This is a genomic window from uncultured Tenacibaculum sp., from assembly GCF_947498805.1.
GTDB lineage: Bacteria > Bacteroidota > Bacteroidia > Flavobacteriales > Flavobacteriaceae > Polaribacter.
Map to the genome: position 1 here is coordinate 394,978 of NZ_CANMLT010000002.1, position 15,130 is coordinate 410,107.

14 protein-coding genes are annotated in these 15,130 nt (G+C 31.6%); 8 read left to right on the forward strand and 6 right to left on the reverse strand.

What is annotated here, in order from left to right; translation table 11 throughout:
• Positions 1-18: 18 nt before the first annotated feature.
• Together Q0873_RS04810 and acs are read right to left on the reverse strand one after the other, a co-directional pair.
• Positions 19-1,566 carry a DUF6770 family protein gene (locus Q0873_RS04810; protein ID WP_299104751.1) on the reverse strand — a complete coding sequence of 516 codons (1,548 nt, stop codon included), beginning with the start codon at positions 1,564-1,566 and terminating at the stop codon, positions 19-21.
• Position 1,567: 1 nt separating this feature from the next.
• Entirely contained in the window at positions 1,568-3,475 is a 1,908-nt protein-coding gene (acs, locus tag Q0873_RS04815; protein WP_299104752.1) for an acetate--CoA ligase, read from the reverse strand.
• A gap of 112 nt (positions 3,476-3,587) precedes the next feature.
• On the opposite strand from acs, the gene Q0873_RS04820 reads away from it, so the two are divergent.
• On the forward strand, positions 3,588-4,361 hold the full coding sequence (locus Q0873_RS04820) for a sulfite exporter TauE/SafE family protein (RefSeq protein ID WP_299104753.1): 774 nt from the start codon (positions 3,588-3,590) through the stop codon (positions 4,359-4,361).
• On the opposite strand, the gene Q0873_RS04825 is transcribed toward Q0873_RS04820, so the two are convergent.
• Positions 4,362-6,002, reverse strand: coding sequence for a serine hydrolase (locus tag Q0873_RS04825; protein WP_299104754.1), 1,641 nt, complete (start codon positions 6,000-6,002; stop codon positions 4,362-4,364). It lies immediately after the preceding gene.
• Positions 6,003-6,113: 111 nt separating this feature from the next.
• Positions 6,114-6,584 (reverse strand): Dps family protein, encoded by a 471-nt coding sequence (locus Q0873_RS04830; RefSeq protein WP_299104755.1) that lies wholly within the window; start codon positions 6,582-6,584, stop codon positions 6,114-6,116.
• A gap of 115 nt (positions 6,585-6,699) precedes the next feature.
• Between Q0873_RS04830 and Q0873_RS04835 the strand changes: the two genes are divergently transcribed.
• The gene (locus Q0873_RS04835; RefSeq protein ID WP_299104756.1) at positions 6,700-7,641 is read left to right on the forward strand and encodes a hydrogen peroxide-inducible genes activator; all 942 of its coding nucleotides are present in this window, start codon (positions 6,700-6,702) and stop codon (positions 7,639-7,641) included.
• Positions 7,642-7,685: 44 nt separating this feature from the next.
• Here Q0873_RS04835 and aroB read toward each other — a convergent pair whose 3' ends face one another.
• Positions 7,686-8,744: a 3-dehydroquinate synthase gene (gene aroB / locus Q0873_RS04840; protein WP_299104757.1), complete on the reverse strand. Its 1,059-nt coding sequence runs from the start codon at positions 8,742-8,744 to the stop codon at positions 7,686-7,688.
• A gap of 101 nt (positions 8,745-8,845) precedes the next feature.
• Here aroB and Q0873_RS04845 point away from each other — a divergent pair, with 101 nt between their 5' ends.
• The 3 genes from Q0873_RS04845 to typA all read left to right on the forward strand — a co-directional run bounded on the left by Q0873_RS04845 (position 8,846) and on the right by typA (position 12,146).
• The gene (locus Q0873_RS04845; RefSeq protein WP_299104758.1) at positions 8,846-10,009 is read left to right on the forward strand and encodes a proline dehydrogenase family protein; all 1,164 of its coding nucleotides are present in this window, start codon (positions 8,846-8,848) and stop codon (positions 10,007-10,009) included.
• Complete coding sequence (locus Q0873_RS04850; protein ID WP_299104759.1) at positions 10,009-10,311, forward strand: LETM1 domain-containing protein; 303 nt, start codon at positions 10,009-10,011, stop codon at positions 10,309-10,311. The genes Q0873_RS04845 and Q0873_RS04850 overlap by 1 nt, the downstream gene beginning before the upstream one ends.
• Before the next feature lie 62 nt (positions 10,312-10,373).
• A complete protein-coding gene (gene typA / locus Q0873_RS04855; RefSeq protein WP_299104760.1) occupies positions 10,374-12,146 on the forward strand; it encodes a translational GTPase TypA in 1,773 nt (590 codons plus the stop codon).
• A gap of 75 nt (positions 12,147-12,221) precedes the next feature.
• Here the strand turns inward: typA and Q0873_RS04860 are convergent, their stop codons facing one another.
• A complete protein-coding gene (locus Q0873_RS04860) occupies positions 12,222-13,034 on the reverse strand; it encodes a M48 family metallopeptidase (RefSeq protein WP_299104761.1) in 813 nt (270 codons plus the stop codon).
• Between the two features lie 127 nt (positions 13,035-13,161).
• Between Q0873_RS04860 and Q0873_RS04865 the strand changes: the two genes are divergently transcribed.
• The 3 genes from Q0873_RS04865 to Q0873_RS04875 are packed head-to-tail and all read left to right on the forward strand — an operon-like array spanning position 13,162 to position 15,114.
• Positions 13,162-14,034 carry an alpha/beta hydrolase gene (locus Q0873_RS04865; RefSeq protein WP_299104762.1) on the forward strand — a complete coding sequence of 291 codons (873 nt, stop codon included), beginning with the start codon at positions 13,162-13,164 and terminating at the stop codon, positions 14,032-14,034.
• Complete coding sequence (gene msrB / locus Q0873_RS04870; protein WP_299104763.1) at positions 14,031-14,513, forward strand: peptide-methionine (R)-S-oxide reductase MsrB; 483 nt, start codon at positions 14,031-14,033, stop codon at positions 14,511-14,513. Before Q0873_RS04865 ends, msrB begins: the two co-directional genes overlap by 4 nt.
• A gap of 46 nt (positions 14,514-14,559) precedes the next feature.
• Complete coding sequence (locus tag Q0873_RS04875; protein WP_299104764.1) at positions 14,560-15,114, forward strand: DUF1572 family protein; 555 nt, start codon at positions 14,560-14,562, stop codon at positions 15,112-15,114.
• The last annotated feature ends 16 nt before the right edge of the window (positions 15,115-15,130 follow it).

Here is a 15,130-nt window from a genome sequence, read left to right on the forward strand (position 1 = left end):
TCACATTCTCCTTTTTCTTTACTTTAAATTTTCTATCGTTAATCCTTTTTGATAATCGTATTTAAACATTGTAAAAGTATTCTCTGCTCCTTTTATCAATCGATAACGTTCTTCTTTATCTACATGAAAAGATAGTACTTTTTCTTTTTGAATGTTTCCTGCATCTAAACCATAAAAATGAATAGCGTAGTCTATTTTTTCTTCTTTTCCTTCTTTCTTTATTTTTCTATTTTTTGAAACTATTTTTAAGACTCCACTCTCTTGTTCCTGAGCTAAATAATCTACATTAAATTCATTTTGCATATGCCTCAAATTCATCAAGGGCCATTTGTTCATACTACTTAGTCCAGATGGAGCTTTATCTTTTGATATTTTATAGAAATTTGTTAGTACAGCATCATTATTTATTTCTAATACTACAAGATCTCCTAAAGTATATTTTGAAGACCAGTTCTCTTGTCCTAACATCCCAAAAGAAGCAGAAAGAAGAGCTTTTCCTGTTGAAAAACCTTGTACATCTCTTACGAATCGTTCTCCTATGATATAAAATTTATCATTGTTTTGTAAGACATCATAAAAATAGACTGAACCAAATTTCTTTTGCTTTGCATTAGCTTCAATTTCTAAGTGCTTTCTAAATTCTGGATTATTTCTATAGCTTAATAATTGACTTGATAACTTCTCTCCTTCTTTCGAATATATTTCCATAAAATATCCTTCGTTATAATCATTGGAATGAAATTTATGTCCTTTTTTATAGTATTCTCCAAACAATACAATCTTTCCTTCATTTGTAACCAAAGCTCTGGTATAGAATTTAGGTGCTTTTTCATAATCTATCTTTATTGAAAAAACTTCTTTTCCTGTTTTTGTATCTAAAACAAAAGTTCTTAGTTCTGGTTGTCTATCAAAGTTACTCCCCCATATTTTTTCTACGATAACAATTTTGTTTTCATCTGCATATATGGGAGACGCTTGTACACGATTATTTATTTCTGCAGAAGAGTCATAAGTCCATTTTTCTCCTGAATTACTAATATAACCAAATCGATAGCCCCATTTTTTCTTTTTTATTGTTTCTGAAAATAGAAATCCATTATTTTTTATGGGATAATTCAAAATCCATTCTTCCATTTTTTGAATCTCCTTGTAATACCCCATAGCAAAAGTTTGTTTCTTATAAGGTAATACATATTCAAAATCTAATTTTCTACCTTTTGAATCGTAAAAGTTGTAAGTTAACATTTTTGTTTCCTTGTTATATAAAGAAACTGCCACATTCGTCCCATTACTTTTTACTTCAATTAATCGGTTTGTTTTGCTATCTAATAGAAAATCTATTTTGGTTATTTCTTCTAAGTTTTTATTGAAAAAAGATAGTATTCCTTCCTTTTTTTTCTTTCCTACTTCTTTCTTTGTTGTGTAAAACACATAATAACTTAGGTTATCGTTTTCGGTTAATGTACCAGCATCAGTAAGTTCAAAATTATCAATATTCTCTATATGTACAGATTGACTAAATACATTGATGCTAATCAATAGCAGAATTAACTTTAAAATTTTCATATTACAATCTATTATCAATGATACTTTGTACTACTTCCGGATTTAAAAGTGTCGACACATCTCCGAGATTATCTAGTTCATTATGAGCAATCTTACGTAAAATACGTCTCATGATTTTACCTGAACGTGTTTTTGGGAGTCCTACTGTAAATTGAATCTTGTCTAACTTTGCTATTGGGCCAATATGCTCCGTAATTATTTGATTAATTTCTTTTCTTAGGTTATCATGGTTCCTTCCTTCTCCAACATCTTTTAAAATTACATAACCATACAATGCATTTCCTTTAATATCATGAGGAAAACCTACAATAGCACTTTCTGCTACCGCAGGATGCTCATTAATAGCATCTTCAATTGGAGCGGTTCCTAAATTATGTCCAGATACAATAATAACATCATCCACCCTACCTGTAATTCTATAATATCCAACTTCATCTCGTAAAGCTCCATCTCCTGTAAAATAGTTGTTTTCAAAAGTTGAAAAATAGGTGTCTTTATAGCGTTGGTGATTTCCCCAAATAGTTCTAGCCATTGAGGGCCAAGGATATTTTACACATAAACGTCCATCCACCTGGTTTCCTGTTACCTCTACTCCATTTTCATCCATTAAAGCTAATTGAATTCCTGGTAATGGCAATGTTGCGTAAGTTGGTTTTGTTGGAGTCGTGTATGGTATTGGAGAAATCATCATTCCTCCTGTTTCTGTTTGCCACCAAGTATCTACTATTGGTGATTTCTTTTTTCCTACATTATCATTGTACCAGTGCCATGCTTCTTCATTAATTGGTTCTCCTACGGTACCTAGCACTTTTAACGATGATAAATCATAGGTATCTACATAGTCTAACTTTTCTTTGGCTAGGGCTCTAATAGCAGTTGGAGCCGTATAAAACTGGTTCACTTTATGTTTTTCTACTATTTCCCAAAAACGTCCAAAATCAGGATAACTCGGTACTCCTTCGAACATCACTGTTGTAGCTCCGTTGGCTAAAGGTCCATATACAATATAGCTATGTCCTGTAATCCAACCAATATCTGCGGTACACCAATACACATCACTTTCTTTATAATTAAATACATTTTTAAACGTATAAGCCGTATATATCATGTAACCAGCTGTAGTATGCATCATTCCTTTCGGACTTCCTGTTGATCCTGATGTATACAAAATAAATAGTGGATCTTCTGCATCCATTATCTCTGGCTGACAATCTGAAGAAGCCTTATCTAACGATGGTTGTAACCATTGGTCTCTTCCTTCTACTAATGTTATAGGTGAGTTAATTCTTTTCGCTACTAAAACCGTTTCTACACATTCACAACTTTCTAAAGCTTCATCTACAATTCCTTTTAAATCAATTGTTTTAGCTCCTCTGTAAGAACCGTCTGAAGTAATCACCATTTTAGCTTCACAATCATTAATTCTAGTTGCTAAAGCTGTTGAAGAAAATCCTGCAAACACAACTGAATGAATTGCTCCAATTCGTGCACATGCCAACACAGAAACAGCTAATTCTGGAATCATTGGTAAGTAAATACAAACACGATCTCCTTTTTGAATTCCGTTTTCTTTTAACACATTAGCAAACTTACATACACGTTCATGCAGTTCTTTATAAGTTATATGCTGAGCTTCTTCCTCTGGGTTATTAGGTTCAAATAAAATAGCCGTTTTATCTCCTCGGATTTGTAAATGTCTATCAATACAATTTTCAGTAATATTTAATTGAGCACCTTCAAACCATTTTACTTCAGGTTTTGAAAAATCATAACTCAACACATTATCCCATCGTTTTCTCCAAACAAAATGTTCTTCTGCAATTTCCTCCCAAAATAACTTAGGATTTCTTACTGATCTTCGATATACTTGAAAGTATTCTTCTAAGTTTTTAATATGATAATTACTCATATATGCTATAGTTTGATTTTAGTTTTGACTAAACTACTCTTTTTTTTCAAACTAGTAATGTTTTTTATACGAACAACATAAGATTCCCGATTAATATTTATATTTGATTTATATGGGGCTATTTCTTCTTTTTGAAACTATCGTTCAACATTGGTTTATAATTTCATTATTTTTAATTATTTCAATCCTTTACTCTTCTGTTGGTTTTGGAGGAGGCTCTAGTTATTTGGCGGTACTAGCTTTAACAGGAATTGCCTATACACAAATACGCTCTACTGCATTATTATGCAATATTGTAGTGGTATCTGGAAATGTACTCCTATATCTTCAGCAAAAGCAATACAATTGGAAAAAAGTAGTTCCTTTAGTCGTTTTTAGTATTCCCATGGCTTTTGTTGGTGGCTTTTTAAGAATCAGTGAAACCTTCTTTTTTATTCTATTAGGAGTTACTCTTTTATTTGCTGCATTTAGTATGTGGGTGTCAAAAAGAATTACAACCTCAAAGGAAGTAAATACTAAAAAGAATATTGCCTACGGTGGTATTATAGGCTTCATTTCTGGTATGGTGGGTATTGGTGGAGGTATTTTTTTAGCTCCTTTATTGCACTTAACCAATTGGGATACGCCCAAAAGAATCGCCGCTACCGCTAGCTTTTTTATTTTGGTAAATTCAATTAGTGGTTTGTTTGGACAATATACCAATCCTCAATTCAGTATTGATTGGAATTTAACCGGAATATTACTTGTAACTGTATTTATTGGTGGACAAATTGGAAGTAGATTGAGTAATCGTTTGTTTACTCCCGTTCAATTAAAAAAGGCAACCGCTATATTGATTGCCTTTGTAAGTATTCGAATATTAATAAAATATCTATTTTTAAATTAGTTATTGTTTTTTTGCTTTCATTTCTCTTCCTCCTTGAAATAATGTTAATGCGTTTGTATTTCCTTGTTCATCTTGATGAAATTCTACACTTGCGGTTACTACTTTTAAGAAAAACTTCGTAGGACTTTCTGCAAATAATTCAAACTGTGGTTGCCCTGTTGCTTGTGCAAATAGCTGTTGCTCTTTTGAAGTTATGGTTATCACAAAACCTGGCCTCAATTCATACTTTCCTTCGTACTTTTTTAAGATGTTTGCAGCAACTTTCATTTCCTTTTTCACTGCTGGAGCTTTTTTGGTATTAAAAACTCCTTTTTCCTTGTTAATTCTATTTTTAAAGAAAGCTCTTTTTTGTCCATTCTCTTCAGAAAACATATAGGATATTAATCCATCTTCAAACGAAAATATATTTGCTGATGTTGGAAAAATCTTGAATTTCCTAGAGCTTCCTTCTCTCTCACTATATAGTTGATTGTCTTCTAAAGTGATATAACGTATTGCTCCGTTATCAAACTCATAAGTTCCCACCCATTTGTTTAATTCTTCTTTTGATAAACTTACTTTATTACTTTCTTTAAAGATAGGTCTCCCCATAATTAAAGCAGCTATTTCTAAAGCCAAATTAGTTGGTCGTTTACAACCACAATTTGAAAAAGCAATTACATAAACATCTTCTTTCGGAACATAAACTCCCATAGATAAATACCCCGGAATAGCACCTCCATGCTCTATCGTTGGTTCTCCATTTAGTTCATTTAAACTCCATCCATAACCATAATTAATTTTTTCACCATTGTTTAATGTATAATTTGTAAAAGCTTTTTGAATGGTTTCTTTTTTAACAAGTGAATTATTTGATATGGCCTTTTGCCATCTCAACATATCATCTACATTCGACATTATAGAACCTGCTGCATAAGGTAATGTTAAACTAATGTACTGAGCATTTAAATAATCCTCTCCTCTTTTTTGATATCCAGACGCTCTATTTTTAATCAGTTTTCGATGGCTACCATAATAAGAATTATCCATTTTTAATTTTTTAAAGATGTTCTCTTCTAGAAATTTCGGATAGCTCATACCACTCACCTTCTCTACTATATAGCCTAAAATAAAGTATCCTGAATTATTGTATAAATATTTTTCTCCAGGATTAAAATCCATTGGTTCATTCTTAAAGAAATCAATAAATTTTAGTGGTTCTTCATCTTTAGTAGCAACTTCCCCAAATTTTTGCATTGACGTATAACTCTTAATACCAGAAGTATGAGTTAATAAGTGATGTACAGTTATTTTTTGACCTTTGGTAGGATAATCAGGTAAAAACTTCGTTATATCATCTTGTAAATTTAGTTTTCCTTCTTCTTCTAACATTAAAATAGCTACTGCTGTAAATTGCTTGGTAATTGATCCTACTTCAAATACATTTTTAGGAGTCATAGCTACATCTAATTCTAAATTAGCTTTCCCAAACGCTTTACGATATACAACATTTCCTTTTTTAGCAACTAAAACTGAAATTCCAGTTTCAATTTTATCAAATTGTTGACTTAAAATATTGTCTATTTTTTTTTCTAAAGACTGTGCAAAACTTGTACTCGTAAGAACAAGACAGACGAGTAGTAAGGATAGTATTTTTTTCATTGGTTAGGTTCTTTTGAATTTAACTATAGGACGATTCAATAAAAAAATAGTTACAAACAAAAAAAGCAGCGTATTTCTACGCTGCCATAATTCCCCTAAAAACATGGTGATTTAGCTTAACCAAGCGTTCATCATCCATAACGTTTTTTCTTGTTCAGAAATAAAATCGCTCATCATTGAATTTGTTCCTTCGTCATTAGCCTCATCTGACAATTCAAGAATCTCACGTTCTACTTTTAATAATTCACTAATCGAACTTACCACTAACTTTACCGATTCTTCATCATTGGTAACATTCTTTCCTACCTTCACTTTTGATAGATTTACATAGTCTTCAAACGTATGTAAAGGAGTTCCTTGTAAAGTTAATATTCTTTCAGCGATTAAATCTACTTTTTCTTGTGCATCTGTATATAATTCTTCAAACTTTACATGTAATTCAAAAAAGTTTTTTCCTTTAATATTCCAGTGTACACCTCTTAGATTTTGGTAATATACTTGAAAATTGGCTAATAACAAATTTAATTCGTTAATAAGTTTTTCTGTCTGATCTTTATCTAATCCTAAAACTGTTGTATCCATCTTATATTGCTATGTTATTGTTAATATTATCACAAACAAAATTAATTGAATATAAAGGCAAAAAACTATAACCGTTATTGATAGTTTTAATATCTTTATCGAAAATTATTATAGAATGACCATTACTCAACTTAAGTATACATTAGCGGTAGCAGAGTACAAAAACTTTACTATTGCAGCAGAACATTGTTTTGTTACGCAGCCTACATTGAGCATGCAAATACAAAAGCTTGAAGAAGAATTAGATGCAAAAATTTTTAATCGTTCAAAAAAACCGATTGAACTAACAGAAGTTGGTAAAAAGATCATAGAACAAGCAAAGGTTATTGTTGATGAGAGTAATAGAATTACAGATATTGTTCATCAACAAAAAGGATATATAGGAGGTGAATTTAAATTAGGAATCATTCCTACCATCATGCCAACGCTTCTTCCAATGTTTTTAAAAACTTTTAATAAGAATTATCCAAAAGTTAAACTAATCATTGAAGAGCTAACAACTGAAGAGATTGTTAGAAAATTAATGGATGGACATATTGATGCCGCTTTAGCCGCTACACCATTAGAAAACGAAGCTATCAAAGAACGTGTTTTATATTATGAACCTTTTGTAGGATTGATTCCTGAAGAGCATCCTCTTTTTCAAAAGAATAAGATAGAAATAGATGACTTAGAAATAGACGATCTTTTACTTTTAGAAGACGGGCATTGTTTTAAAGATAGTATCATTAATTTATGTAGAACAAACAAAGGCAGTTCTAAGCAAAATTTCCAATTAGAAAGCGGAAGCTTTGATACCTTGATTAAACTATCTAAAGACGGATTGGGAATGACCTTATTACCCTATTTAAACACATTAGATTTAAATGCTGATGATAAAAAACACCTAAGAAGTTTTGAAGCACCTTCACCTGCACGAGAAGTAAGCTTAATTTATCATAAATCTCAATTAAAAATGCAACTTATTGAAGCTCTAAAAAGCACCATTGATGGTGTTGTAAGAGGAGCCATTGCTTTTAGTGATGTTGAAATAATAAGTCCTTTACAGAAAAAATAAAAGTCGGCAAATTTGCCGACTTTTATTTTTTATATACATTACTATTAACTCGTATAATAATCTAAACTCTCTATTATAATTTCTTGAGTAGTAGTACAGTTCAATTTAAAATCTTCATATTCTTTTAAAAGGACAAAATTGATATTTCCTCCAACATTCTTCTTATCGTGAATCAAATACTCTAATATAGCATCATAATCACTTTTTATAATTGGAGCGATTCCAAAAATTTGCTGCAAACTTTTCTTGATATCAGCTAGTTTTTCTTCTGAAAACCCTAATTCTTTTTGAGAAATATAAGCTTCACAGATCATCCCTATTGCAATTGCTTCACCATGTGTTAATGCTTCTTTATGTTCGCTTTCCAAGAAATAAGATTCTACCGCATGCCCCATCGTATGTCCCCAATTTAATACTTTACGAACTCCTTGTTCTTTTGGATCTTCTAAAACAACTTCATTTTTTATTTCTATCGAACGATGAATTAGATCAATAATATTCACATTCGGATTGTCTTTAATTTCATTAAACAATCGAATATCATGTGTCATACCATACTTGATTATTTCTGCTGAACCTGATCTAATTTCTCTTGGAGTTACTGTATGTAAATATTCTGGATCTAATACAATTAATTCAGGGTTTGCGAAAACTCCAATTTGATTTTTCAATACTCCTAAATCTACTCCCGTTTTACCTCCAACGGAAGCATCTACCATACTTAATAACGTAGTAGGAATATTTACAAAATCAATCCCTCTTTTAAAAGTAGAAGCTACAAATCCTCCTAAATCGGTAATTACTCCTCCCCCAAGAGTTATCATTAAGCTTTTTCTGTCTGCTCCTAATTCGGTCATTACATTCCAAACCCCTTCACATGTATCTAGGTTTTTATGTATCTCCCCTGAGGCAATTTGAATAATCTCAATCTTCTTATCTGTTTCTAACAATTGTATAAATCGAGGATAACAATATTCTATCGTATTATCATCAACCAATACAAATAATGACGAATAATTATTATTGGTTATTAATTTAGATAATTCACTGTATGCTTTACCTTCAAAATGAATAGGATAAGTTGCTGCTTGAATAGTTGTCATTCGTAAAAAATTTAAAAGCGAAAATAATGAGAAAAAATCAAATTATTTAACCTCTGTCTTTTATATTTGTCACGAAACAACTAAATAATTTTCAAAGGGAAATGAAACTTTTTGATAACACAGAAATAGCATTCAAATTAAAGTCAGACTCAGAATTAGAACGCGCTTACTTTTTATTTAAAATGATCCAAAATCAACCAATGGTAAGAATAGGAACTGCGGTTACTAATTTTGCTTTAAAAGCGCATTTACCAGTGGAAGGATTGATTCGTTCAACTGTATTCGATCACTTTTGTGGTGGAGTTACAGAAGATGACTGTCTTCCAAATATTGAGAAAATGTACGACAAAGGAAATGTACATAGTATTTTGGATTATTCAGTGGAAGGAAAAGAAGATGAAGCTCAGTTTGATGATGCTTTACAAATGACTTTAAAAACTATTGAGTTTGCCAAAGAGAAAAACTCCATTCCTTTTGCCGTTTTTAAACCTACAGGTTTTGGTCGTTTTGCTTTGTATCAAAAATTAACTGAAGGAAATTCTTTTACTGAGGAAGAGCAGAAAGAATGGAATAAGATTGTTGAACGTTACCATGTAGTTTGTAAAGCCGCTGTAGAAAAAGATGTTCCTTTATTAATTGATGCAGAAGAAAGTTGGATGCAAGATGCCGCTGATGATTTGATAGAAGAGTTAATGGAGCAATATAACAAAGAAAAAGCTATTGTTTTTAATACACTTCAAATGTATCGTCACGATCGTATGGAGTACTTAAAAGGGTTGTATCAAAGAGCACATCAAAAAGGATATCATATTGGAATGAAAGTTGTTCGCGGTGCTTACATGGAAAAAGAAAGAGCAAGAGCTGAAGAACATGGATATGAATCTCCTATTTGCAAAGACAAACAAGCCACAGATGACAATTATAATGAAGCTGTTCGTTTTATGATGGAACATAAAAACATGGCTATTTTTGCTGGTACTCATAATGAAGACAGTTCATATTTATTAATGGATTTAGCTAAAGAGTATAAAGTTTCTTCTAATGATCCTAGAATGTGGTTTGGTCAATTGTATGGAATGAGTGATCATATTAGTTTTAATTTAGCACAAGAAGGCTATAACGTGGCAAAATATGTTCCTTTTGGTCCTGTTCGAGACGTAATGCCCTATTTAATTAGAAGAGCTGAAGAAAACACTTCCGTAGCTGGACAAACTTCAAGAGAATTGAATTTATTAAAAACTGAAAAAAAGCGTCGTAAACTGTAATGAATACAGTAGATGAAATAAAAGAAGCTATTCAAAAAAACAAAAAACGATTAGCTAAAGAACTTCAAGAAAGTAAGGAGTTGATATTTTTGATTAAAAAATCAATGTCAACTTCTCTTTCTGATGAAGAGAAAGATAAAATCAAACATCAATTGCTTGATATCTGTAAAGCAATTCCTGCATTTACTGTTTTTATGCTTCCTGGAGGCGCATTATTACTTCCATTATTAATAAAATTAATTCCAGATATTCTTCCTAGTGCATTTCGAGAAGACGATAATGACTTAGAGAAAGAAAAATAATTCAACTTCCTTATTCTATTCATTTTTAAAATACTAATTTTGCAGCTTCAAAATAAGCAAGAATGCAATCAATTAGAAACATCGCTATTATAGCACACGTTGACCACGGAAAAACTACCTTGGTTGATAAGATTATAGATCAAGCTAAAATCTTAGACGAACGTAAAGAACGTACCGACTTATTATTAGATAATAATGACTTAGAGCGAGAAAGAGGAATTACTATTCTTTCTAAGAATGTATCTGTAAATTATAAAGATGTAAAAATCAATGTAATTGATACTCCTGGGCACGCCGATTTTGGTGGAGAGGTTGAACGTGTATTAAAGATGGCTGATGGTGTTTTATTATTAGTTGATGCTTTTGAAGGGCCAATGCCACAAACACGTTTTGTTTTAGGTAAAGCTATTGAATTAGGTTTAACTCCTATTGTAGTTGTAAACAAAGTAGATAAAGAGAATTGTACTCCTGATTTAGTTCATGAAAAAGTATTCGATTTAATGTTTGCTTTAGAAGCTACAGAAGAGCAATTAGATTTTACAACTATTTACGGTTCGGCTAAAAATGGATGGATGAGTACTGATTGGCAAGAGCCAACAGATAATATCATTCCTTTATTAGATGCAGTTTTAGAAACTATTCCTGAAGCTCCTTACCGTGAAGGAACTCCTCAAATGCAAATTACTTCTTTAGATTATTCTTCTTTTAAAGGAAGAATTGCTATCGGTCGTGTATACCGTGGAGATTTAGAAAAGAATAAAGATTACATGCTTTGTAAAGCAGATGGAACTACGAAAAAAGTACGTATTAAAGAATTACACGTTTTTGAAGGAATGGGTAAAGCTGAAACGGACAAAGTACGTAGTGGAGATATTTGTGCTGTAACAGGTATTGATGATTTTGAAATTGGTGATACGATTGCTGATCTTGAAAGTCCAGAAGCATTACCAAGAATTGAAGTAGATCAACCTACCATGAGTATGTTATTTACGATTAACAACTCTCCTTTCTTCGGAAAAGAAGGTAAATATGTTACATCTCGTCACTTACGTGATCGTTTATTTAAAGAGATGGAAAAGAACTTGGCTTTACGTGTTGATGAAACCGATACAGAAGATAAATTCAACGTTTTCGGACGTGGAGTATTACACTTATCTGTTTTAATAGAAACAATGCGTCGTGAAGGATATGAATTACAAGTGGGTCGTCCGCAAGTAATTTTAAAAGAAATTGATGGTGTTAAATGTGAACCATATGAAACATTATCTATAGATGTTCCTGAGGATGTTGCTTCTAAAGCTATTAATTTAGTATCTCTTAGAAAAGGGGATTTATTAGTAATGGAACCTAAAGGAGATTTACAACACTTAGAGTTTACAATTCCTTCAAGAGGATTAATTGGTTTACGTAATAAAATATTAACTGCAACAGCTGGTCAGGCAATCATTAACCATAGATTTAGTGAATATGGTCCTTATAAAGGAGATTTCTCTGAAGATTTAAAAGGTGCTATCGTTTCTTCTGAAACTGGTAAAGCAACAGCATATGCAATTGACCGTTTACAAGATAGAGGTAAGTTCTTTATTGATCCTAACCAAGAAATCTATAAAGGACAAGTAGTTGGAGAAAACTCTAAACAAGATGATTTAGCGGTAAACTTAATTAAAGGTAAAAAGCTAACCAATGTACGTGCTTCTGGTTCTGATGATGGAGTAAAGATTGCTCCAAAAATTGATTTTTCTTTAGAAGAATGTATGGAATATATTAGACCTGATGAGTATTTAGAGGTTACTCCAGAAAGCTTACGTATGCGTAAAATTAACTTTGTAAAGTAATTTTACAATCTATATAAAATAAAAAACACCTAATTTTCATTAGGTGTTTTTTTATGCTTTCTAATTATAAATGACTTATTTATTCACAGCAGGTACATTATATTTTGCTGCTAAGCGTTTTGCTTCTGGTAAATAAGCTCTTAATGTTTGAATTCTACTCTCATTAGAAGGGTGCGTACTTAAAAATTCTGGCGGAGCACTTTTACTACCTGCACGTTGACTCATTCGTACCCAAACTTCTGCTGCCTCTTCTCCATTATAACCAGCCATTAGCATAAATACCAATCCTAATTTATCTGCTTCTGTCTCATGGGTTCTGCTAAACGCTAACATTCCAACTTGTGATCCAATACCATAGGCCATATTCCAAAGTTGTGCATTCTTTTTGTTTTGAGTTCCTAACGCTACTGCAATTCCTCCTAATTGTTGTCCATATGCAGACGTCATACGCTCTTGTCCGTGCTTTGCGAAAGCGTGTGCAACCTCATGTCCCATTACCGCTGCTACTCCATCTTCATTTGCACAAATTGGTAAAATCCCTGTATAGAACACTACTTTTCCACCAGGCAAACACCAAGCGTTTACTGTTTTGTCTTCTACTAAATTAAACTCCCACTTATACGCATCTGCTTCTGCCTTCATTCCATTAGCACGCATAAATCTATCTACAGCACCAGAAATTCTCTTACCAACTCTTTTTATTTGATTTGTTTTTGCTGAATTCGTAGATACCTTATTTTTTTCTAAAAACCCTTTATATTGTGCAAAACTTGCAGGTAATACTTGTGCATCACTTACAATATTAATTCGTTTTCTTCCCGTTATTGGCACTGTACTACATTGAATAAACAATACTGTAACACAGGCTAATGCAATTAGTCTTTTCATCTTTATTTCGGTATATTTTTGTTGTATATCTATTAAGACACTGATTTTGCTATTTCGTCACAAAATCACGCCAATCATTATGCCATTAAAGTTACAAATTCTATCTTTATCATAAAAACGATAACTCATGAATCTTAAAAGTACTTCTCTTTTTCCTCAAAGTTTATCTATTCCAAAACCTATTATATTCTTTGCCAAAATATTACAGTTTTTCTCTTACAATCTAGTTGCAAAATTTGGAGCAAAACTCTTTATTACCCCTATTTCTTTTCCTACTCCTAAGAGAGAACACCAAATGTTTGAAAGTGCTCAAAAACAGACAATCACAATTGATGCTATTCAAAAAAAGGTACACTTATTATCTTATGGATATTCAACAAAAAAAGTACTATTAGTACATGGTTGGGCTGGAAGAAGTACCCAAATGTATATGTTAGCTGACAAGCTATTAGAAAAAGGATATATGATTATTTCTTTTGATGGACCTGCTCACGGAAAATCTACAGGAAAAACCACTGCGATGCCAGAATTTCTAGCTACTATAACTAAAATCAACGAGCAATTTGGTCCGTTTGAAGCGGCTATTGGACATTCCTTTGGAGGAATGTGTTTGTATAATGCTATACCAGAAGGATTCAATATTAAAAAATTGGTAACTATCGGTTCAGGAGACAAAATATCTGACATACTTTTAAACTTTACTAATAACTTAAAAGTAAAGCCAGTAGTTGCTAAAAAAATGAAGTACTTATTTGATAAAAAATGGAATACTGACATTGATTTACATGCTTCAAGCGCTATGGCTAATAAAATAAGCATTCCCACCTTGGTTGTGCATGATTCAAATGATGGAGATGTTCTTGTAAGTAATGCAGTAAGTATTCGTCAAAATTTACAAAAAGGAAGACTTTTAGTTACAAGAGGTTTGGGGCATACCAAAATTTTACGTAATCAAGAAGTATCTTCTAGAATCGTAAATTTTATAACTCAAGACGAATGAACAAATTTTTAGTTTTATCTTTTATTATTTTATGTACAAGTTTTAATGTTTCTGCTCAATCTTCTAAGAAAAAAGAAACTCAAAAATATAAAGTAACCAAGACTAAGGAGGAATGGAAAAAAGCCTTAACTCCAAAACAATATTATGTTTTAAGAGAAGCAGGTACTGAACGTCCTTTTACAAGTCCATTGAATAAGAACTATAAAAAAGGAATATACGTGTGTGCTGGTTGTAAAACACCATTATACAAATCTCAACATAAATATGATTCACGTTCTGGTTGGCCTTCTTTTGATAGGGAAATAAAAGGAAACGTTGAGTTTGACGTAGATTACAAAATTGGATATGCACGTACTGAATTAAAATGTAATACCTGTGGAGGACATTTAGGACATTCTTTTGATGATGGCCCTAGAAATACAACAGGGCAAAGACATTGTATTAACGGTGTTGCCTTAGAATTTGTTCCTAAGAAATAAATTCAAAAAATTGTAAATTAGAGCTGATAAAATCAGCTCTTTTTTTATGGACAATTCTTATTTAAATAGTGTAAAAAAACAGATTAGGTATTACAAAAGTTTAGGCGACAAAACTTTTGATCAACTTACCCAAGAACAGCTTTTTCATCAAGTAAATGAAGAAAGTAATTCTATTGCTATTGTTACAAAGCACATCGCTGGAAATATGCTCTCTAGATGGACCAACTTTTTTATAGAAGATGGAGAAAAAGACTGGAGAAATAGAGATGAAGAATTTATAAATACTTTTCATTCTAAAGAAGAAATGCTAGCCTATTGGGAAAAAGGTTGGAGTGTTTTTTTAAACACTATTGAGTCCTTAAAAAATGAAGATTTAGAACGTATTATTTACATAAGAAACCAAGGACATACTGTTGTAGAAGCTATTAATAGACAAATCTGTCATTACCCTTATCATATCGGGCAAATTGTATTTTTAGGAAAAATACTAAAAAATGAGTCATGGAAATCTTTATCTATTCCTAAAAATGCTTCTAAAGCTTATAATGATAACAAATTCTCAAAAGAAAAAACTCGTACACATTTTACAGATGATTTATAAGTAAGATGATTACTTT

What these genes read in the sequence shown, in the direction of transcription:
- Q0873_RS04810 (WP_299104751.1), bottom strand. Translation starts at nt 1,566, where the DNA reads ATGAAAATTTTAAAGTTAATTCTGCTATTGATTAGCATCAATGTATTT.
- acs (WP_299104752.1), bottom strand. Translation starts at nt 3,475, where the DNA reads ATGAGTAATTATCATATTAAAAACTTAGAAGAATACTTTCAAGTATAT.
- Q0873_RS04820 (WP_299104753.1), top strand. Translation starts at nt 3,588, where the DNA reads ATGGGGCTATTTCTTCTTTTTGAAACTATCGTTCAACATTGGTTTATA.
- Q0873_RS04825 (WP_299104754.1), bottom strand. Translation starts at nt 6,002, where the DNA reads ATGAAAAAAATACTATCCTTACTACTCGTCTGTCTTGTTCTTACGAGT.
- Q0873_RS04830 (WP_299104755.1), bottom strand. Translation starts at nt 6,584, where the DNA reads ATGGATACAACAGTTTTAGGATTAGATAAAGATCAGACAGAAAAACTT.
- Q0873_RS04835 (WP_299104756.1), top strand. Translation starts at nt 6,700, where the DNA reads ATGACCATTACTCAACTTAAGTATACATTAGCGGTAGCAGAGTACAAA.
- aroB (WP_299104757.1), bottom strand. Translation starts at nt 8,744, where the DNA reads ATGACAACTATTCAAGCAGCAACTTATCCTATTCATTTTGAAGGTAAA.
- Q0873_RS04845 (WP_299104758.1), top strand. Translation starts at nt 8,846, where the DNA reads ATGAAACTTTTTGATAACACAGAAATAGCATTCAAATTAAAGTCAGAC.
- Q0873_RS04850 (WP_299104759.1), top strand. Translation starts at nt 10,009, where the DNA reads ATGAATACAGTAGATGAAATAAAAGAAGCTATTCAAAAAAACAAAAAA.
- typA (WP_299104760.1), top strand. Translation starts at nt 10,374, where the DNA reads ATGCAATCAATTAGAAACATCGCTATTATAGCACACGTTGACCACGGA.
- Q0873_RS04860 (WP_299104761.1), bottom strand. Translation starts at nt 13,034, where the DNA reads ATGAAAAGACTAATTGCATTAGCCTGTGTTACAGTATTGTTTATTCAA.
- Q0873_RS04865 (WP_299104762.1), top strand. Translation starts at nt 13,162, where the DNA reads ATGAATCTTAAAAGTACTTCTCTTTTTCCTCAAAGTTTATCTATTCCA.
- msrB (WP_299104763.1), top strand. Translation starts at nt 14,031, where the DNA reads ATGAACAAATTTTTAGTTTTATCTTTTATTATTTTATGTACAAGTTTT.
- Q0873_RS04875 (WP_299104764.1), top strand. Translation starts at nt 14,560, where the DNA reads ATGGACAATTCTTATTTAAATAGTGTAAAAAAACAGATTAGGTATTAC.